17 protein-coding genes are annotated in these 19,719 nt (G+C 61.0%); 14 read left to right on the top strand and 3 right to left on the bottom strand.

Going from position 1 to position 19,719, the window contains the following annotated elements; all coding sequences use genetic code 11:
• The first annotated feature begins 80 nt into the window (after positions 1-80).
• Positions 81-1,112: a thioredoxin family protein gene (locus Ga0074115_RS00640; protein ID WP_057955470.1), complete on the top strand. Its 1,032-nt coding sequence runs from the start codon at positions 81-83 to the stop codon at positions 1,110-1,112.
• Here the strand turns inward: Ga0074115_RS00640 and Ga0074115_RS00635 are convergent.
• Complete coding sequence (locus tag Ga0074115_RS00635) at positions 1,109-1,474, bottom strand: DUF4124 domain-containing protein (RefSeq protein WP_232432834.1); 366 nt, start codon at positions 1,472-1,474, stop codon at positions 1,109-1,111. The genes Ga0074115_RS00640 and Ga0074115_RS00635 overlap by 4 nt on opposite strands.
• Positions 1,475-1,662: 188 nt before the next feature.
• Here Ga0074115_RS00635 and Ga0074115_RS00630 point away from each other — a divergent pair, with 188 nt between their 5' ends.
• Positions 1,663-2,763 (top strand): GGDEF domain-containing protein, encoded by a 1,101-nt coding sequence (locus tag Ga0074115_RS00630; protein ID WP_232432833.1) that lies wholly within the window; start codon positions 1,663-1,665, stop codon positions 2,761-2,763.
• On the opposite strand, the gene Ga0074115_RS00625 is transcribed toward Ga0074115_RS00630, so the two are convergent.
• On the bottom strand, positions 2,760-6,104 hold the full coding sequence (locus tag Ga0074115_RS00625) for an AsmA family protein (protein ID WP_057955468.1): 3,345 nt from the start codon (positions 6,102-6,104) through the stop codon (positions 2,760-2,762). The genes Ga0074115_RS00630 and Ga0074115_RS00625 overlap by 4 nt on opposite strands.
• 204 nt (positions 6,105-6,308) lie before the next feature.
• On the opposite strand from Ga0074115_RS00625, the gene Ga0074115_RS00620 reads away from it, so the two are divergent.
• The 11 genes from Ga0074115_RS00620 to Ga0074115_RS00570 all read left to right on the top strand — a co-directional run bounded on the left by Ga0074115_RS00620 (position 6,309) and on the right by Ga0074115_RS00570 (position 17,927).
• Positions 6,309-7,142, top strand: a complete 834-nt coding sequence (locus tag Ga0074115_RS00620; RefSeq protein ID WP_232432832.1) for an AsmA family protein — start codon at positions 6,309-6,311, stop codon at positions 7,140-7,142.
• Positions 7,143-7,231: 89 nt separating this feature from the next.
• Positions 7,232-8,374, top strand: coding sequence for a zinc-ribbon and DUF3426 domain-containing protein (locus Ga0074115_RS00615; protein WP_057955467.1), 1,143 nt, complete (start codon positions 7,232-7,234; stop codon positions 8,372-8,374).
• A 158-nt stretch (positions 8,375-8,532) separates the two neighbouring features.
• Positions 8,533-9,528, top strand: a complete 996-nt coding sequence (dusB, locus tag Ga0074115_RS00610; RefSeq protein ID WP_060528100.1) for a tRNA dihydrouridine synthase DusB — start codon at positions 8,533-8,535, stop codon at positions 9,526-9,528.
• Entirely contained in the window at positions 9,525-9,821 is a 297-nt protein-coding gene (fis, locus tag Ga0074115_RS00605; protein WP_082626742.1) for a DNA-binding transcriptional regulator Fis, read from the top strand. Before dusB ends, fis begins: the two co-directional genes overlap by 4 nt.
• A 135-nt stretch (positions 9,822-9,956) precedes the next feature.
• Complete coding sequence (gene purH, locus Ga0074115_RS00600; protein ID WP_060528099.1) at positions 9,957-11,516, top strand: bifunctional phosphoribosylaminoimidazolecarboxamide formyltransferase/IMP cyclohydrolase; 1,560 nt, start codon at positions 9,957-9,959, stop codon at positions 11,514-11,516.
• Positions 11,517-11,608: 92 nt separating this feature from the next.
• Positions 11,609-12,388 (top strand): acyl-ACP--UDP-N-acetylglucosamine O-acyltransferase, encoded by a 780-nt coding sequence (lpxA, locus tag Ga0074115_RS00595; protein ID WP_060528098.1) that lies wholly within the window; start codon positions 11,609-11,611, stop codon positions 12,386-12,388.
• Positions 12,389-12,511: 123 nt separating this feature from the next.
• Entirely contained in the window at positions 12,512-12,745 is a 234-nt protein-coding gene (locus tag Ga0074115_RS00590) for a heavy metal-associated domain-containing protein (protein WP_057955463.1), read from the top strand.
• Between the two features lie 136 nt (positions 12,746-12,881).
• A complete protein-coding gene (purD, locus tag Ga0074115_RS00585) occupies positions 12,882-14,168 on the top strand; it encodes a phosphoribosylamine--glycine ligase (protein ID WP_057955462.1) in 1,287 nt (428 codons plus the stop codon).
• Positions 14,155-14,589: a VanZ family protein gene (locus Ga0074115_RS00580; protein WP_232432831.1), complete on the top strand. Its 435-nt coding sequence runs from the start codon at positions 14,155-14,157 to the stop codon at positions 14,587-14,589. Before purD ends, Ga0074115_RS00580 begins: the two co-directional genes overlap by 14 nt.
• Complete coding sequence (locus Ga0074115_RS00575; RefSeq protein ID WP_057955460.1) at positions 14,586-17,051, top strand: glycogen/starch/alpha-glucan phosphorylase; 2,466 nt, start codon at positions 14,586-14,588, stop codon at positions 17,049-17,051. The genes Ga0074115_RS00580 and Ga0074115_RS00575 overlap by 4 nt, the downstream gene beginning before the upstream one ends.
• Before the next feature lie 24 nt (positions 17,052-17,075).
• A complete protein-coding gene (locus Ga0074115_RS00570) occupies positions 17,076-17,927 on the top strand; it encodes a 6-carboxytetrahydropterin synthase (RefSeq protein WP_057955459.1) in 852 nt (283 codons plus the stop codon).
• Positions 17,928-17,943: 16 nt separating this feature from the next.
• On the opposite strand, the gene Ga0074115_RS00565 is transcribed toward Ga0074115_RS00570, so the two are convergent.
• The gene (locus tag Ga0074115_RS00565; protein WP_057955458.1) at positions 17,944-18,930 is read right to left on the bottom strand and encodes an aminoglycoside phosphotransferase family protein; all 987 of its coding nucleotides are present in this window, start codon (positions 18,928-18,930) and stop codon (positions 17,944-17,946) included.
• A gap of 216 nt (positions 18,931-19,146) precedes the next feature.
• On the opposite strand from Ga0074115_RS00565, the gene Ga0074115_RS00560 reads away from it, so the two are divergent.
• Complete coding sequence (locus Ga0074115_RS00560) at positions 19,147-19,686, top strand: DUF4402 domain-containing protein (RefSeq protein WP_057955457.1); 540 nt, start codon at positions 19,147-19,149, stop codon at positions 19,684-19,686.
• The last annotated feature ends 33 nt before the right edge of the window (positions 19,687-19,719 follow it).

The following is a 19,719-nucleotide window of genomic DNA, read 5'->3' as shown; positions in this document are numbered from 1 at the left end:
ACACCAACAACAACTACCGGCGGCAGGCAGACTAATTGTTCCGGGCGCATTGGAAAAATAAACCACCAAGAGCTGTCCGCATGAAACACCATCGATCTCTCCTGCCCCTGCTGCTGTGGGGCAGCCTGCTATTGTCCGCACTCCCGGCTCTTGCTGCCGAAGATACCAAAGATCTCTTCGCCTTCGATGACTTTCCCCTGGAGGAGCCGCTCAGCCACCCCGACTGGTTCAAGCACAGCTTCCTCGACCTGCAGGAGGATCTGGCCGATGTCCAACAAAGCGGCAAGCAAGGGCTGATCCTCTACTTTGGCCAGCAGCGCTGCGCCTACTGCAAGATGCTTCTGCAGGTGAACTTCGGTCTCTCCGACATCACCGCCTACACCCGCCGCCACTTCGAGGTAGTCGCAATCAACATCTGGGGCATCGACGAGGTAACCGACCTGGCCGGCGAGCTGCTCACGGAGCGGGAACTGGCGCAGCGCGAGAACACCACTTTCACTCCCTCGCTGATCTTCTACGATGAGGAAGGCCACGAGGCACTGCGGTTGCGCGGCTACTACCCACCCTACCAGTTTCGTGCTGCACTGGAGTATGTGGCCGACCGCCACTACCAGAGAGAAAGCTTTCCCGACTACCTGGCCCGCGCCGACGAGGCGACCCACTTCGAGCCCGGCGAGCTCAACGAGGAGCCCTTCTTCCTGCCACCACCGCACAACCTCGACCGCTCCCGCTTCCCCGGCGAGCGCCCGCTGGCGGTCTTCTTCGAGCAGGGTGAGTGCCACGCCTGTGATGTGCTGCATGGCCAGCCGCTACGCGAACCCGCCATCAACAGGCTGTTCCAGCGGTTCGACAACGTGCAGCTCGATATCAACGCCGACACCCCGATCGTCACCCCCGACGGCAGACGCTCCACGGCGAAGCAGTGGGCGAAAGAACTTGGCCTCTTCTACACTCCATCCCTGCTGTTCTTCGACGAACAGGGCAATGAGATCATCCGGGTCGACTCGGTGGTGCGCTTCTATCGGCTGCGCAACGTGGCCAACTACATCAACAGCCGCGGCTATCTCAGCGAGCCAGACTACCAACGCTGGCGGGTTTCCAACGCTCCCTAGTGACAGAAGCGACTCAGATAATCCTCATACTCACCCTGGCGCTGGTGCAGACGGGCGCTCTGCGACGCTCTGTAGCCGGCCCGCAACCGGTTCTCGACCCGCTGCAGCTTCTGCTCGGTACGAAAACAGCGCTCCTGTTGGCGTTTGCGCGCCCGCTCAGCCGCCCCGGCATTCGATTTTTTACGTCGTAATTTGCGTTTCTTGACGGCAGCGGGGCGCTGCGCCGGCGCTTCAAAACCGCGAGTCTGCTCCACCACCCAGGTCTCGCTCTGCACCCCCTGCTGACAGGGGCGCTGGCGAAACTCCACCGCACCATCCGCCATGGTACAGCGGTAGATCGACTCATCCGCTGCTGCCGTCACCGCCACACCCTACACACAAGCCGACACCCAACACCAAACCGGCAAAACATCCCTGTCGCATCGCACTCTCCCTGAGTTATCCAATCCCTGATGACCAATCAGATAGTAGTCGCCACTCTTCAAGTATCAAACAGAAGCGCCGCTAACACGCCCAGTCATAGAAAGGGCGACGCGCCGACATGCGGGATATGGAACGGGAAAACCGCCATCTCAAACAACGACTCAAGGAGCTGAGCAACGAGGCGCGGCGCAATGAGACGACCCTGAATCGCTTCCATCAGCGAGAGCTGGAACTGCTCTCTGCCGGCTCCCTGGCGGAACTGCTGCAGCATCTGACAGATGGCATGCGACGCTCCATGGAGCTGGCGTCGATCTGCCTGCTGCTAGAGGATCGGAAACACCATCTGCGCGACCTGCTCAACAACAACGGCATCCCGGCAGAGAGCTTCCCCGCAGTGCGTCTGGTCGATGATCTGCAACAGGCACACCCCCATCTCGCCAGCCTGCAACGAGTCTGGCTCGGCCCCTTCCTGGTACCTGAACACGCCGGTCTGTTCGACAACCCACAACAGCTGCAGAGTATCGCACTGCTTCCGATCCCCCGCCGCGGCAAGATTATCGGCTGGATCTGCATGGGCAGCCGGCGCCACGACCGCTTCACCCGCCACCATGCCAGCGACTTCATCGAACACCTCGCCACAGTCAGTGGTGTCTGTCTGGAAAACGCCGCCAATCGCGAGCGTCTGCTGCTGAGCGGTTTTACCGACCCGCTCACCGAACTGTACAACCGCCGATATCTCGACCGACGCCTGCCCCAGGAGATCTCCCGCTCGCACCGCTATCACCAGCCGCTCAGCTGCCTATTTGTCGATGCCGACCACTTCAAACAGATCAATGACCAACACGGCCATTCGGCGGGGGATCAGGTACTGCAGGAGCTGGCCCGGCGCCTGCGAGAACAGCTGAGGGCGAGTGACCTGGCGATCCGCTACGGCGGCGAGGAGTTCACCCTACTGCTGCCCCACACCACGCTGGAAGAGGCACTGCGGCTAGCGGAGCGGATTCGCCAGCGTGTGGAGCGCGAACCAGTGCGGTTGGAGAGCGGCCAGACGATCCCGATCAGGGTCTCGATCGGCGCCGCGCAGAGCCTGCCACCACCACCCGATCTACAGCCCGATCTGGAGAGCATCGCCAAGGCCCTGCTGGAAAACGCGGATCAGGCGCTCTATCTGGCGAAATCGAACGGCCGTAACCGGGTTGAGTGCATAAATCCCCAGGCACGGGGCTAGTTGTCATAGTCAAGAATACTCTCGCCGGCCCTCAGGCCAGCCTCACCCTGCTGCCTTGGTGACTCGCCACTCAGCGCCTCATCCACTGGACTCAATACCCGCCAGATCGCTCCGCCAACCCGATCCATCTGACTCCCCAGCTCGGCCTGCACCCCCTCCAGCAACTCATTGCTCTCTTCATCCACGCCAACGCGCCGCTCCAGCTTCTGATAGGCGCTGAGGCAGGGATTCTCATCCCCAACCCCAACATCGCCAAACGCCACCAGCAACAGCAACAGCGCGGGATTGGAGATCCCCAGTGCCACGCCGGCGATCGCTTTCAAAACACTCAGCTTGGTCGGGTTGATCTGCGGATCATGCAGCGATCCGCTCACCGCCACCGGATTAGCGAAGGAGATCAGGGTCAGTTGCTTGGGCCGCGGATCGAGGATCATGTCGATACGATCCCGCCTGAAGTCGATCTTGCCACTGCCGGCGATGGTCAGCTCCTGGGTATCAACCAGCAGTCCCAGACTGCGCGCCACCCCCTGCTTGAGGTACCAGCGGCTCACCAGACAATTCAGATGGGTGTCGTGCTGCTTCTCATCCTGCAGCTGGGACAGCAGAGTGGTGACCAGATCCTGCAGCTTGTAGGGTAGCTCCTGGTTGCGCAGCTTCGCCTTGCCGCCAACTATCACAAGATCCCCGCTCAGGCTCTGCAGCAGCCCCCCCCAGGTGCGTGCACCCGCATCGAGATCAAGGGTGATGTCGCTCTTGCCATCCAGGTCCCGGCTCAGATCGAGGTGGCGCAGCAACTGCCCATAATCCAATGTCTTAGCGTGGGCCAACAGCTTGAACTTTTTCTGCGGCCCACGCGGATCAGCATAGAGCTTAGCCCGTAGCGTACCGCCGCCGCTGAATGCCAGCTCGATCGGCACCAAGCGCAATCGCGCTCCTTTGGTCTGCAGCCGCAGCTGCCCCTTGCCGAGGCGACTCTTGCCATAGCGAAGACTCTTGAAGTCGAGATCCAGCTCCAGATCCGCTGCGGAGACCCACTCGAGCCGGATGCGACGCTCGGCCAGCCGCTGCGACTTTTTTCCCCGCAGGCCCGACTGGGCGGCAAACAGCTGCCTGAGATCGAGTCGCTCCGATGTCAGCGAGCCGCTCAAGGCTGGTCGGCTACCGCCCCGACGAAGCTCGAGCCTACCGCCGATCTGGTTGCGCCCCAGGGTGAGCGAAAACGGCTGCAGTCGTAGCCCCCGCTTCTGCAGCAGCAGACTCATCCTGAGCCGGTGCGGCCAGCCTTTGCCCAGGCCGATTTGCCGACTCGCCCAGGCGGGCAGAGCACGCCCCTTGGCCTCGATCTGCAGCGGCCCCTGCAAACGCCAATCACTAGCCGCCAAATCGAACTTCAGGCTCGCCCCCCCTTTGGGATAGCTCGCATCGAATGCAAACCGCAGCGGCCCAGTCGATTCGAGCAGCTGAGCGAGCTGCGGCCCGACAGCCTTCAGTTTCAGGCTTTCCCCATCGACCTGCCCCGAGGCGGCAAACCGCAGTGGCTTTCCCGGCGCCCCTTTCAGCTGGGTCTGTTTCAGCTCCCAGCGTAAGGGCTGTTGTTTACCAAAACCGGCGACTTCGACCACCCCACCTTGCAGGCGCAGTTGCACTCGCCCGCTTTTCGCCACTGCCTCTCGGCTCACACCTTTAGCCGACAGTTCGAGCGACATGCCAGCGAGCTTCCCCTTAAGGCCGGATTTGGGCAACAGGGTTGCAAGAGACAGTTGCGAGCCTGCCAGCTGCAGATCCCATTCACCGCCACTCAGCTGCTGCCGGCCCTGGCCGGTAAACCTCTGCTTGCGCCATCGGAAGGCGACATCTTCAAGGGCAACCTGTTCGTCGGAGAGAGTGAGACGCGCCTGCACCGCACGCAACTCAGCTGCAGGCAGCTGCAAAGATTCGGCACGCACAGCCAGGTCGAGCGCAAGCGGCAGGTGCAACATCTCTTCTGCATCGTCTGATTGCCTGCTAGCCCCGCTCAGCAGCGGGCGCAGGTTGAGTCGCTTGAAGCCCAGCTCACCTGTCAGTGTCCGCCTCCCCTGGCGTGTTTCCAGCTGCAGATCACCGCCGAAGCGGGTTTTCCCGATCCGTCCCTCGATCTGCTGCAACCGCCACTGATCCTGCGTAATCTGCAGCTTTGCAGCAAGCCGGTAGGCCCCGATGGGAACTGACGGGCTTCGTGAAGGCACCAGTGATTCGAACCGCTCCCCCTTCCACAGCAGCGACAATTCAGTCAACCGCGGTCTTGTCTCATGCAGAGCACCATCTGCCTTCAGGCTATTTTTTTCTGAGCTCAACACGATAGTGAGTGGCCGCTTTTCACCCTTCCCTCTCTCTCCGAGGGTGGCATGCAGTGAGACGGGCTGAGCATCGGCCTCTCCCTGCAGATCGATGGTCAGGCTCTGCTCGGCGATCCGGGCACTACCCTGGGTCAGCAACAGTCTGTTGACGCCGGCAACATTGACCGCACGACCAAAGATCTGCTGCAGCGCCATCCCTTGATCGCTAGCGCGCAGTTCACCCGCAACTTCAACCCGTGCATCAGCAGCCAGGCTGAGGCCGCTCAAACGCTCCCACATGGGGCTCTGCCACGCCTCAAGCAGCCACAGCAAGCGCTCCGCCTCGGTATAACCCGCCAACCGCAGCCCCTCACCGGCAAAACTGAATGAGTAGTTGGTCGGCTCATGGGCTGGAAAATCGATAACATAACGTCCGTTCATCGGGATCGAGCGGTAGCGCACATCGCCAAGCAGCTCGAAATGGCCCGCCGCCTCGAGCCGACCGCTGACCGATGTGAGCTCTAGTCGATGCAAAATGCCATCTTCCAGATAAGACAGGAGTGAGTCGTCGATCTGAATCCGGGGGATCTCCGGCAACGAAGCACCGCTTGAGCTCCCACCAGACGCCTCAAACTGCCAGTTGTTGGCGTTATCTGTAGCACGTTCGAGCCGCAGATCGGCCCCTAGCAGACGCCCCTCAGCAACCTCAATGCGCCCCGCCAGCAGCGCCATAGGGGAGAGGCTGAGCTGCAGCTCGCGGGCGCTGATCATCTCCGCACGAGAGGCCCAGGCGGGGTTCATCAACACCACCTGCCGTGCCTGCAGGGTCGGTGGAAAGAGCGATTTGAGGCGCAGCTCTCCGCGCAGCTCCAGCTTACGCCCCAAGGCATCTGAAATCAGTGCGGCCAACCGGTCCTTTTGTGGCTCAAGCCAGAGCGGCAAGCTCGCAGCCGCCAGGCCCAGCGTCAGCAACACCACGGGCAGTGCAACAATGCCAAACTTCAATCCTGGGAATCGCGTTATCATCCTGATGAGTTTTGCACACTATGATTCAAGTAATCAGCTTGGCTGCCGATAGAGGCTAAAGCTTGCCATCCCAATGCAGGCGGAACAACGTCACACCACACGATTTTAGGGGAGACAACAGCGGTGCTTCAGATGCACTATTCATCCACTGCAGCAGGATGTGATCATCAAGGGACCCCCACGAAAGGGAACAGACGGCAACCAATGCTCCCAAATCAGCGCCACGCAGCGCACCGGATACTCACGGCAGTATTGCTGCTGGTGGCCGCGCTGCCTGCTGCTGCGACACCCCAACTTGATCTGCACGAAAGTCCCCATTTCACCCCCGCACCGCCGATCGGCTCCAGCGATCGCACCACCGGCGCGTTCAGGATCCCGCTCAACGCCTCGATGCGGCTGGGCGACAAAACGGGCTGGGAACTCGAGGTCACCAAGCCGTCCACCATCGGCCTCTACGATTTCAAATTCGACGACATCTCTCTACCCAACCTGCCCGACCAAGTCGAGACGGTTGGCCGCCTGCCCGGGCTGCACCTACACTTGCCCGCATCGGAGCAGTGGATACTGACACCCTTTGTCGACATCGGCACCGGCAAGGCCCGCGACGGCAAGCAGGTTGCCTGGATCTACTCCACTGGCATGGAGAGCCGCTACGCCTTTGACTGGGGCAATCACGACCTGCTGCTCGGCAACCGGGTGCGCTATTCCGGCTACGCCCTGGACGACAACAGTCAGTCCGACCGATTTCTCTCGTTCGAAACCCAGCTCGACATCCATCTCCCCAAACAGAGCAACATCTTTGGCTGGAACGCCGACCTCAACATCTACGGTCTCAACCAGCTCTACATCAACGGCTCAGAGTTCACTTCACTGCAGCAAGAGAAGCAGGAGATCACCGCTCTGTGGGAGACAGGCCTTAGTGTAGACCTCTCCAACGGCGGCAAGAGCGGTTTCTCTGGACTACCGCGTATCGGCCTGGGCTATCGTTTTGGCGAAGGTGTCAGCATGTTCCGTCTGGTGCTCGACAAAGAGTTTTAAACCGCCGCACCGATCTACACCTGCCTATTGCCTGACTCACCACTTCCGTCTAACGTTAGTCCAACTGTTTCCACGCCCCCACGCTTTTGATGTTTACCCGCTGCCCCAACTGCCACACCCTGTTCAGAATCAGCCTGGATCAACTCAAGGCCGCCAACGGCCTTGCTCGTTGTTGCGAGTGTGAGGAGATATTCAATGCACTGCAGAATCTGCAGTCGCTGCCTGGGCTGCATGCAGAGGAACAGCGCCCCCCTGACACATCCGGTCAGGCCCTGGCCGATGAGAAAACCACGCTCGAGGCTGAAACCAGCGAGACTGATGAGCTGTTTGATGCCGATGCCGAGGGCAACGAGCAGACCAGCTCCTACATGCTGCTCGACAGCGATTCGGTGATCCTCGACAGCATCGACTTCTCACTTCCAGAGAAGGGCGCAGCGGGCGTCCCCCTCGATGATATCAAGGAAGAGCAAGAGGATGAGCTGAGCATCGACAGGGTCAACCTCAACGACTATGACCTGGACATCGACAGCAACCCCAGCCAGGAGATTGAGAGCAAAACCACCGCCCTGCTCGCTGAGGCTGAAGAAGATGTCGCCCTGATCCCAGCGAAGGATCAGCCACAGCCGAGCGACGAAGAGCCTCCGTCCACCCCGCCTGGGGAACAAAGCCAGCCCTCCTCGGCAGACAAGGAGAAGCCACCAGCCCACACACTGGATGAGGACTCCTTCGATCTGGGAGGGATCTTCATTGAGCCCGGCTACGCCAAGCAGAGCCGCCTGTGGGGCTTCGGCGCACTGCTTCTGCTAATCGTTCTAGGCGGGCAACTGACCTGGCAGTTCCGTGACCAGATCGCCGCCCATCCGCTGGGGCGCGATCTGCTGCAGCAAGCCTGCAACCAGTTCAACTGTACTCTTCCTCAACGGCGCGACCCAAAGCGTATCGTGGTGGTCGAGCGCGACCTACGCATCCACCCAGAACATGACGACGCCCTCTATCTGCAGCTCGACATGGTCAACCAGGCAAGCTTCGAGCAACCCTTCCCCAAGCTACAGTTGAGCCTCTTCAATGAAGCGGGCAAGGCGGTCGCCCGACGCACTTTCCTGCCTGCCGAATACCTGCCGCTAAGCCTCTCCACCGATAACCTGATGCCAGCCGGACTGCCGATCCGTATCCAGATGGAACTGGTCGACCCGGGTAGCGACGTGATTGGCTTCAAGTTTGAATTCCTCTAATCTGTTTATGGAAATAGAATTCCGGCACGCAAACCCTCTAACCCACTGATATCCATGTAAATTCCACCCCACAGCGGCAAAACAGGTTTTACTTCATGACCTGATTGAGGGTAAGATTCCCAGTCTTTCCCTCAATAAAAGCCACGCGCAGCCAGGTGATGGGACTCATGCAGATCGGCCCCTACAAGCTGGAGAACAACCTGATCCTGGCGCCGATGGCTGGCGTGACCGACCACCCGTTTCGGCAACTCTGCCGGCGATTGGGAGCCGGCATGGCGGTTTCCGAGATGGTCTCGGCAAACTCCGCGCTGTGGGGCAACCGCAAGACCATGAAGCGGCTCGACCATGAGGGGGAGAGCGGCCCGATTTCGATACAGATCGTCGGCTCGGATCCGACCATGATGGCGGAGGCGGCGCGCCTCAATGTGGCGCATGGCGCCCAGATCATCGATATCAATATGGGATGCCCGGCCAAGAAGGTCTGCAAGGTCGCGGCAGGATCAGCACTGCTACGGGACAGCGCGCTGGTGGAAAAGATTCTTCAAGCGGTGGTCGACGCGGTGGATATTCCTGTCACCCTGAAGATCCGCACCGGCTGGGATACCAGCAACCGTAATGGGGTAGAGATTGCACGCATCGCCGAGAACAGCGGCATCCAAGCGCTGGCGGTGCATGGCCGCACCCGTGAATGCCGTTTCGCGGGAGAGGCCGAATACGAGACGATTCGCCAGATAAAAGAGGCTGTCGCTATCCCGATCATCGCCAACGGCGATATCGACTCCCCGGAAAAGGCGGCTGAAGTTATAAGAGAGACAAGAGCGGACGGAGTGATGATCGGCCGGGCAGCCCAGGGCAGGCCCTGGATCTTCCGCGAGATCGATCACTACCTGAAGACAGGGGAAAAACTGCCAAGTCCATCGCTGAAGTGGACACAAGCAGTACTGATGGAACACCTGCAAAGCCTCTACGCATTCTACGGAGAACACCAGGGCGTACGCATCGCACGCAAACACATTGCGTGGTACAGCAAGACCCACCCGGGTGGCGCAGGCTTCAGAAGGGAGATCAATCAGACCGACACGATCGCAGCACAACTACAACTCATAGGTCGGTTTTTTTCGATGCAAATGCAACTGGGGGAAATAGCGGCATGAACATTGAGGCAGGACTATACAGCAAGAGTGGCGAGGGGGATCTTAGCGCCACTCCGAGGAAAAAATCAGAGCCTTTGCGACAGTGCGTCCACAACGCAATGCAGCGCTACTTCGAGCACATCGACGGCCATGGTATGAGCAATCTCTACCGGCTGGTGATGAACGAAGTGGAGTCACCGCTGCTGGAGAGCGTGATGGACTATACCGGCGGCAACCAAACTCGTGCCGCCGCGGTACTCGGCATCAGCCGCAGCACCCTGCGCAAAAAGCTCGCCCAGTACGGACTGGACTGAACCCCATCCACCGAGCATAACAACGGCCACTCCGATTGCGCCTCCCCCAGCAGCACCCTGCCCGCCAGGATGAGACGCGACCGAAGCAGTGACCCCAACTAGAAACCAATTGATAAACAAACGGATAGAGCAACCATGTCTGCAATCACCCGCGCCCTGATCAGCGTCTCTGACAAAACCGGCATCGTCGACTTCGCCCGCGCCTTGGCCGATAAGGGCGTCGAGATCCTCTCCACCGGTGGTACCGCCCGCCTACTTACCGAAAACGTGATCCCGGTGATCGAGGTCTCCGAGTACACCGGCTTCCCGGAGATGATGGACGGCCGGGTGAAGACCCTGCACCCAAAGATCCACGGTGGCATCCTCGGCCGGCGCGGCACCGATGACAGCGTCATGAAAGAGAACGGCATCGGCCCCATCGACCTGATCGTGGTCAACCTCTACCCCTTTGAACAGACCGTCGCCAACCCCGACTGCGATCTGCCCACCGCCATCGAAAACATCGACATCGGCGGCCCCACCATGCTGCGCGCCGCGGTCAAGAACCACACCGACGTCGCCGTGGTGGTGGATGCTGACGACTACGGCCGGGTGCTCGACGAGATGAGCGCCCGCAACGGCGAGGTCAGTCCAGCCACCCGTTTCGACCTGGCAGTCAAGACCTTCGAACACACCGCCCGCTACGACGCCGCCATCGCCAACTACCTGGGTGCCCGAGTGGGTGACGAGGTGAGCGACTTCCCACGCACCTTCTCGATGCAGTTCAAGCAGGTGCAGACCATGCGCTATGGCGAGAACCCGCACCAAAAGGCCGCCTTCTTCGTCGAACACCAGATCGACGAGGCGAGTGTCGCCACTGCCCGCCAGATCCAGGGCAAAGAGCTCTCCTACAACAACATCGCCGACACCGATGCGGCGCTGGAGTGCGTGAAGAACTTCGACGAGGGCCCGGCCTGCGTCATCGTCAAACACGCCAACCCCTGCGGCGTCGCCCTCGGCGACAATCTGCTCGACGCCTACAACCGCGCCTACAGCACCGACCCGGAGTCGGCCTTCGGCGGCATCATCGCCTTCAACGGCGAGCTCGACGGCGAGACCGCCCAGGCCATCGTCGAGCGCCAGTTCGTCGAGGTGATCATCGCCCCCAAGCTCTCCGCCGCCGCCATCGAGGCGGTCACCGCGAAGAAGAACCTACGGCTGTTGGAGTGCGGCGAGTGGTCCTCTGAGTTGCTACACCGGCTGGAGTTCAAACGTGTCAACGGCGGTCTGCTGGTGCAGGATGCCGATCTGCAGCTGACCGAACAGATCCAGGTGGTCACTGAGCGGCAACCCAGCGAGGCCGAGATGCGCGACCTACTCTTCACCTGGCGGGTCGCCAAGTTCGTCAAGTCCAACGCCATCGTCTACGGCCGCGACGGCATGACCATCGGCGTTGGCGCCGGCCAGATGAGCCGCATCAACTCGGCCCGCATCGCCGGCATCAAGGCCGAACACGCCGGTCTGGAGGTGGAGGGGTCGGTGATGGCCAGCGACGCCTTCTTCCCCTTCCGCGACGGCATCGACAGCGCCGCCGAAGCGGGCATCGCCGCAGTGATCCAGCCTGGTGGTTCGATGCGCGACGAAGAGGTGATCGCCGCCGCCAACGAACACGGCATGGCGATGGTCTTCACCGGCATGCGGCACTTTCGTCACTGATCGGCTTTACCACGAAGAACACAAAGCACACGAAGAAATAATGGCTAACGCCCTAGTGTTCTTTGTGCTCTTTGTGATGAGACGCTGTTTCCATGAATAAGATCCATCCCACCGCCATCATCGAGGACGGTGCCGAGCTGCACCCATCAGTCAGCGTCGGCCCCTTCTCCATCATCGAGAGCGGCGTCTTCATCGGCGAGGGCTGCGTGATCGAGAACGGGGTGCGCATCTTCAGCGGCACGACCCTGGGCAGAAACAACCGCGTTTACAGCGGCGCCATGCTGGGTTGCGAACCTTTGGATCTCAGCTTCACTCCGGAGAAGAGCCGCCCGTTGCTGATCGGCGACAACAACCACTTCAGAGAGGGCGTCAACTTCAGTCGCGGCGTGAAGAGCGAGGACGGCACCATCATCGGCAGCGGCAACTACTTCATGTCTAACTGCCACGTCGGCCACGACTGCCGTTTTGGCGACCACAACGTAGTCGGCTCTTACACCGCCTTTGCCGGCCATGCATCCGTCAGCAACAAGGCCTTCATCTCTGGCCTAGCGGGAATCCATCAATTCTGCCGCATCGGCGACAACGTCATGATCGCCGGCTGCGCCAAGGTGGTTAAAGACGTCCCCCCCTTCACCACCTGCGACGGCAACCCAGCGCGCATCCTGGGGCTCAACGCAGTGGGGCTGCGCCGTAGCGGCTTCGATGCAACGGCCCGCAAATCGATCAAACAGACCTACAAGGCCCTCTACCACTCAGACCTCAACATCTCCCAGGCTCTGGAACAGCTGCGCGGTGAGCCCCAGGGCAGCGAGGCGCAGCGCATCATCGCCTTCTTCGAAGCCAGCGAACGTGGTGTCACCACACACAAGTAGCCGCACCACCACACCTTACAGGGCTTTTCTGCTTTACCTTCGCGCCAGCCTGGTCTATCTCTTCTACATGACCCTCACTGAGTCGATCTACTGATCTCAAGTCAACCCTAGGGTGGTGCTACCATGCCAAACACCTGTACTGATGTAATGATCCATATCGTCGAAGAGCTAGACGACGCCAGCATCAACGCCATCGAACGTGAACTGTCCAGTGTCGACGGGGTGGTCTCGGCCTGCGTCAACGAGAAGGCCCGTCATCTCATACTGGTCGACTACGATCCTGCTAACATCCACGCCAGCGACCTGCTGCACAAGGTCGAACACCGCGGACTGCACGCCCAGCTGGTGGGCCTGTAACGCGCAGACCCGTCGCCCCGATCAACACGGCCCTGCGGGGCCTTTTTCATGCCGCCCCTCACTCCGCAACGATACAAACCCGTCTCATGAAACTGTATCATTGCGCCAGTTTCCATAACGCCTGAAGTAGAACACCATGAAGATACTCGTCATCGGCTCCGGCGGCCGAGAACACGCCCTCGCCTGGAAGGCGGCCCAGTCTCCTTTGGCCGACAAAGTCTTCGTCGCCCCCGGCAATGCCGGCACCGCACTGGAACCGAAGCTGGAGAACGTAGCGATCGGCGTCGAGGACATCGATGCGCTGGTCGGCTTCGCCAAAACCAACGCGATCGGCCTGACCATCGTCGGCCCCGAAGTGCCACTGGTGATCGGCCTGGTGGACGCTTTCACTGCAGCCGGCCTGAAGTGCTTCGGCCCGACCCAGGACGCGGCCCAACTGGAGGGCTCCAAAGCCTTCACCAAGGACTTCCTCGCCCGCCACCAGATCCCCAGCGCCGACTATAAAACCTTCACCGAGATCGAGCCGGCACTCGCCTATCTGCAGCAGCAGGGTGCGCCGATCGTGATCAAGGCCGACGGTCTGGCCGCCGGCAAGGGCGTCATCGTCGCGATGGATCTGCAGACCGCCGAGGCAGCGGTGCAGGATATGCTCGCCGGCAACGCTTTCGGCGAGGCGGGTCACCGGGTGGTGATCGAGGAGTTCCTCGACGGCGAGGAGGCGAGCTTCATCGTCATCGCTGACGGCGAACATGTGCTGCCGATGGCCACCAGCCAGGACCACAAGCGCGCCGGCGACGGCGACACTGGTCTCAACACCGGCGGCATGGGGGCCTACTCGCCGGCACCGGTGGTCAGCGAGGCGATCCACCAGCGCATCATGGATGAGGTGATCCTGCCCACCATCAAGGGCATGGCTGCAGAGGGGCTGCCCTACACCGGCTTCCTCTACGCCGGGCTGATGATCATGGCCGACGGCACCCCCAAGGTGATCGAATACAACTGCCGCTTCGGCGACCCGGAGACCCAGCCGATCATGCTGCGGATGCGCTCCGACCTGGTGGCCCACTGCCTCGCCGCCATCGACGGCCAGCTCGATAGTGAGACCACCGAGTGGGATCCACGCGCCGCTCTCGGCGTGGTGCTCGCCGCCGGTGGCTACCCCGGCGATTACGCCAAGGGCAGGGTAATCTCCGGTCTACCTGAAGGCGAGTGCGATGGCGAAAAGGTGTTCCACGCCGGCACCGCAGAGCAGGATGGCCAGGTGGTCACCGCCGGCGGCCGGGTGCTCTGCGCCACCGCCCTGGGCGAGAGCGTCGCCGCGGCCCAAGCACGGGCCTACCAGCTCGCACGCAGCATCAGCTGGGAAGGGGTCTATCTGCGCAACGACATCGGCTATCGTGCGGTGGCCCGTGAGCAGAACTGAGACTGGTCAGCCGGGGAGAGGACCAATCACGCCACTCACCCTCGGCTTCCGGGCGGCTCTTGTTCTGGCGCTGCTGGCGATCACCCATCTGGCCACCACCAGCATCGACTACCCGATGGTCTCCAGTGTCTGGGACAAGCTGGAGCACAGCAGTGCGTTTCTCTGCCTGGCCCTGCTGAGCGACTTCAGTTTCCCGCACTCACGCTGGGACCGGCGCAAGTGGCTGCCGCTGCTCGGCTACGGTCTGCTGATCGAGCTAATCCAGCACTTTCTGCCCGACCGCCACTTCTCGCTGCTCGACCTGGGAGCCGACGCGATCGGCCTACTGGTCTATCCGCTGCTGTTGCCACTACTGCTGCGACTACCCCTGCTGTCGCGCCACTGCCATACTGGGGACGATCAGCAACAGGAATGCCCATGAGTAGCAGCAACCGCTTCAAATTCGACTTTCTCGCCTCCAAGCCGAAGGCGATCCAGCGCTCGGTCTCCAACCATCTGGTCTACACCATCGGCAAGGATCCCTTCACCGCCACCGACCACGACTGGATGATGGCCTTCTGCCATGTGGTGCGAGACCGGCTGATCGAACGCTGGATGGAGACCCAGCGCAGCTACTACCGACACGACGCCAAGCGGGTCTACTACCTGTCGATGGAGTTCCTGATCGGTCGCAGCCTGACCAACAGCCTGCTCAACATGGATATCCACGACGCCTGCAGCAGCGCCCTGCACCGGCTAGGCATCGAACTGGAGCGACTGCGCAACCTGGAGCACGATGCCGCGCTGGGCAACGGCGGCCTGGGGCGGCTGGCGGCCTGCTTTCTCGACTCAATGGCGACCCTCGACCTGCCCGGCATCGGCTACGGCATCCGCTTCGAGTACGGCATGTTCCGCCAGCGCATCGAAAACGGCCAACAGGTCGAGCACCCGGAGAACTGGCTAGCGCACGGCAACCCATGGGAGTTCCCGCGCCCAGAGGTGGCCTACAAGGTGCGCTTTGGCGGTCGGGTACTGGAGTATCAGGGGCCGAACGGCCGGCGTCAGTTCGACTGGATCGAGGGTGATCTCGTGCTCGCCCAGGCCTACGATACGCCGATCCCCGGCTACAAGAACGACACCGTCAACAACCTGCGGCTGTGGAGCGCCAAGGCGCATCAGGCATTCGACCTGAGCTGCTTCAACATGGGCGAATACAGCAGCGCAGTGGAGGAGAAGACCCTCTCGGAGAACATCTCCAAGGTGCTCTACCCCGACGACAGCAGCAGCCAGAATCGCGAGCTGCGCCTCAAGCAGCAGTACTTCTTCGTCTGCGCCTCACTCAAGGATATCCTGCGCCGCTTCTTCTCCGACCACAACGACATCCACGAGCTGCCGGAGCGGGTCGCCATCCAGCTCAACGACACCCACCCTGCCATCGCTATCCCGGAGCTGATGCGGGTGCTGATCGACAAGTACCATTTGGAGTGGCAGCTGGCCTGGGAGATCACCACCAAGATCTTCTCCTACACCAACCACACCCTGCTGCCAGAGGCCCTGGAGAGCTGGCCGGTGGAGCTGCTCGGGCGGCTACTGCCACGCCATCTGCAGCTGATCTATGAGATCAACCGCCGCTTTCTGCTGATGGTGGCCAACCTCCACCCTGGCGACACTGAGCGGCAGCGGCGGCTCTCTGTGATCGATGAGCAGGATGGCCGGCGGGTACGCATGGCCCATCTGGCGATCATCGGCAGCCACAAGGTCAATGGCGTCTCGGCACTCCACTCCGGACTGCTGAAGTCATCGACCTTCCACGACTTCGATGAGTTCTATCCTGACAAGATCATCAACATCACCAACGGCATCACCCCGCGCCGTTGGCTCTATCAGGCCAACCGCCCCCTCTCGGCGCTGATCTGCGAGGCGATCGGCGACGCCTGGGTGCGTGACCTGAACCAGCTCGAGGCGCTGATCCCGCTGGCCGACGACAGCAGCTTTCAGGAGCGATTCGCCGCAGCCAAACTGGTCAACAAACAGCGCCTTGCAGGGCTGGTCAAGTTCCACCTGGGGCAACAGATCGACCCCCACACCCTGTTCGATGTACAGGTGAAGCGAATCCACGAATACAAGCGCCAACTGCTCAACCTGATGCGGGTGATCGCCCACTACAATCGCCTGCTCGACGCCCCCGACGCCGAGGTGGTGCCACGCACCTACATCTTCGGCGGCAAGGCGGCCCCCGGCTACTTCATGGCGAAGCTGATCATCCGCCTGATCAACGATGTGGCCGACGTCATCGACAACGACCAAGCAGTTAACAAACGGCTGAAGGTGCTGTTCATCCCCAACTACGATGTCACCACCGCGGCCGACATCATCCCCGCAGCGGAGCTGTCGCAGCAGATCTCCACCGCCGGCATGGAGGCCTCCGGCACCGGCAACATGAAGCTAGCGCTCAACGGCTCACTCACCATGGGCACCCTGGACGGCGCCAATGTGGAGATCCGCGACCAGGTGGGAGCAGAGAATATCTTCATCTTCGGCCTCACCACTGACCAAGTGAAACAGCGCTGCCAGCAGGGTTACCATCCACGCTACCACTTCGAGTCCGAGCCGCTGCTGCGGCGGGTGGTAGAGATGATCGGCAACGGCTTCTTCTCCCCTGAAGAGCCGGAGCGCTACAAACCACTGGTGGAGAGCCTGCTAGATCGCGATCACTTTATGGTGATGGCCGACTTCCAGGCCTACCTTGAGTGCAGCGATCGGGCCGATGCCATCTACCGCCAGCCAGAGATCTGGAACCAGATGGCGATACTCAACACCGCGCAGATGGGCTACTTCTCCAGCGACCGCACCATCCAGGAGTATGCGCAGCAGATCTGGCAGATCGCCCCTATCCAGCGTTAATCAGCAGCGAACCGTTCAAAATCCATGACCCGACTCTTCGTCAACCGCCTGACTGTTATCGACTTCTCCTACCTGGACCCGCATCGTGGCCTGCTCGGCGAGAGCTGGCTGGTCGATATAGAGTTGGAGGGCGGACTCGACGCCCAGGGCATGGTACTCGACTTCGCCGAGGTCAAACGCCAAGTCAAGCAGAGCCTGGACCAGCACTTCGACCACAAACTATTAGTGCCCAACGCCAATCCCGGGCTCAAGTTGACCCAGCAGGGCGAAATGCTGGAGCTGCGATTTACGCTGGACAATGGCCGCTTCATCCACCACCGCTCACCAACCGATGCCATCTGCCTGATCGATGCGCCGCGGATCGACAGCGAGGCGGTCACCCAGGCCATCGAGGCGACTCTGACACCGCTGATGCCCACCAATGTAAAGCGGCTCGGCATCCACCTCTACCCTGAACCCTGCGACGGCGCCTGCTACCAATACAGCCACGGCCTGCAACAGCACGCCGGCAACTGCCAGCGCATCGCCCACGGCCACCGCTCGCCGATCCAGATTCTGCGCAACGGCCAGCGCGACGCGACACTGGAGCGGGAGTGGGCCGCACGCTGGCGCGATATCTTCATCTGTAGCCGCAGCTACATTCAGGGCGAGAACGTCGAAGATGGGGTGCGCTATCTACAGATCGCCTACCAAGCCGCGCAGGGGCCATTCAAGCTGCAACTCCCGGCCAGTTGCTGCTACCTGATCGACACCGACTCCACCGTAGAGAATTTAGCGCAGCACATCGCCGAGACCCTCAAAGCGGAACACCCCTCAGAACACTTTCTGGTGCGCGCCTATGAGGGGGTGGGAAAGGGGGCACTCGGCGAAGCCTGACGCGCCCCCAAGCCTGCTAAGCCTTCAGCGCAGGCAAAACTCGCTCATCAATCAACAACGCAAGTGCCGACAGCTCAGGGTAATCCTCCGCCACCGAGACGATATAACCCAGGGTGCGGGGGATATCCTTCAGATAGCCCGGCTTGCCGTCGCGTCGGTTGAGGCGGGCGAAGATCCCGGCCGCTTTCAGGTGGCGCTGTACCCCCATCAGATCGAACCAGCGCAGGAAGCGGTCCTCGTGCTCATCGCTCAACACCCCCGACTGCACCGCCAGCTCGTAGTAGCCCAGCGCCCAAGCCCGCACCCGCGATTTCGGCCACTCGATGTAGCAGTCGCGCAGCAGCGAGACCAGATCGTAGGTGACCGGGCCGACCACTGCGTCCTGAAAGTCGATGACCCCGGGGTTGTGGCGCTCGGTGAACATCAAGTTGCGCGAGTGAAAGTCGCGATGCACACAGACCTGAGATTGCTCCAGCGCACTCTGTGCCAGCAGGGCGAAGCTCTCGTCGAGCATCGACTGCTCTTCTGTGCTGAGTGTCAGCCCAAGCTGTCGCCCAAGCAGCCAGTCGCGGAACAGCTCCATCTCTCGCTGCAGCAGCGCCTCATCATAGGGCGGAAGCCCCTCCCGTGGGCCACAGGCCTGGATCGTCATCAGCGCGCCAAGGGCATCGCCGTAGAGGCGCTCGACACTAGTTTCGTCCAGTTCATCGAGATAGAGCCGATTGCCTAGATCACTCAGCAACAGATAGCCGTTTTCGATGTCCCGCGCATGGATGTGTGGCACGTTCAGGCCGATCGTCTCAAACGCCTCGGCGACTTGGATGAAGGGGGCAGTGTCTTCCTGGGCAGGCGGCGCATCCATCGCGATAAAGCTGCCGTGGCTGTTTGTGATGCGGAAATAGCGACGGAAGCTGGCATCGTCGGAGGCCGGCTCGAAACGGTAGTCGCCCAGATCGGGGAGGCCATTCAGCCAGGATTTCAGTTGTTCGATGCGTTGTGACATGGTTGCGGCCCACTGGGGCTTCAGGTGTCTGGATGTGGGAGTATATCGAACAGCGTGGTCGACTGCCCTCAACCTCTTAACTCCAATCACAGCAAACCGATAGTTCGAACAGCATCACAGACGGTAGAAAAACCATATCGTAGTTATTGCCATACTCTCTCCATCATCCCAAAATTTCCCTGGTAAACGCGCAATTCAGGCAACAGGAGCCTTGCGATGGCGATCAGCCCCTCTGACTCCGCCCGCAACAGAGGCGGCACCTTTTGTCACCGGCAACCGTTCATCGAGTTGCTGCTGTGCATTCTCACAGTCTCTGCTTTTAGCACGAACACCATCGCAGCCGGCGATGATGGCAACCGCCGTGCAGCGCTGGTTATCCGGGAAATAGAGCCTCTCTCTTTCGGCCGGATCATCACCCAGAGCAACAGAGAAACCATCATCTCGATTGAACCACAGACAGGCCACCGGCATTTTGGGGGAAGCTCTGCCGAGGCAAGCGGCTTCCACAGACCGGCCCACCTGCTGATTGAAGGGGAACCAAATGCAAAGATACGTCTTCTGCTCCCCCATAGCAGATCGTCGGATAGCAGAAACGAAGCCGTCTTGGAAAACTTTCGCTGCTATCCGGAAGGCCCCATCGTATTGGCTCCCAATGGTCGCGCAGAGGTCTTTATCGGTGCCGATCTGCGATTGCCACCGCGCTTTGGCAAGCCGGTCAGAACCCGGATCAGCATTGATGCAGAGTATCTCGATTGACAGCCTGTCGGACTCAGATCTGACCTGGCAGCA

It is taken from the genome of endosymbiont of Ridgeia piscesae, from assembly GCF_001443665.1.
Lineage (GTDB): Bacteria > Pseudomonadota > Gammaproteobacteria > Chromatiales > Chromatiaceae > Endoriftia > Endoriftia persephonae.
This window is presented reverse-complemented; position numbering and strand designations above follow the sequence as displayed.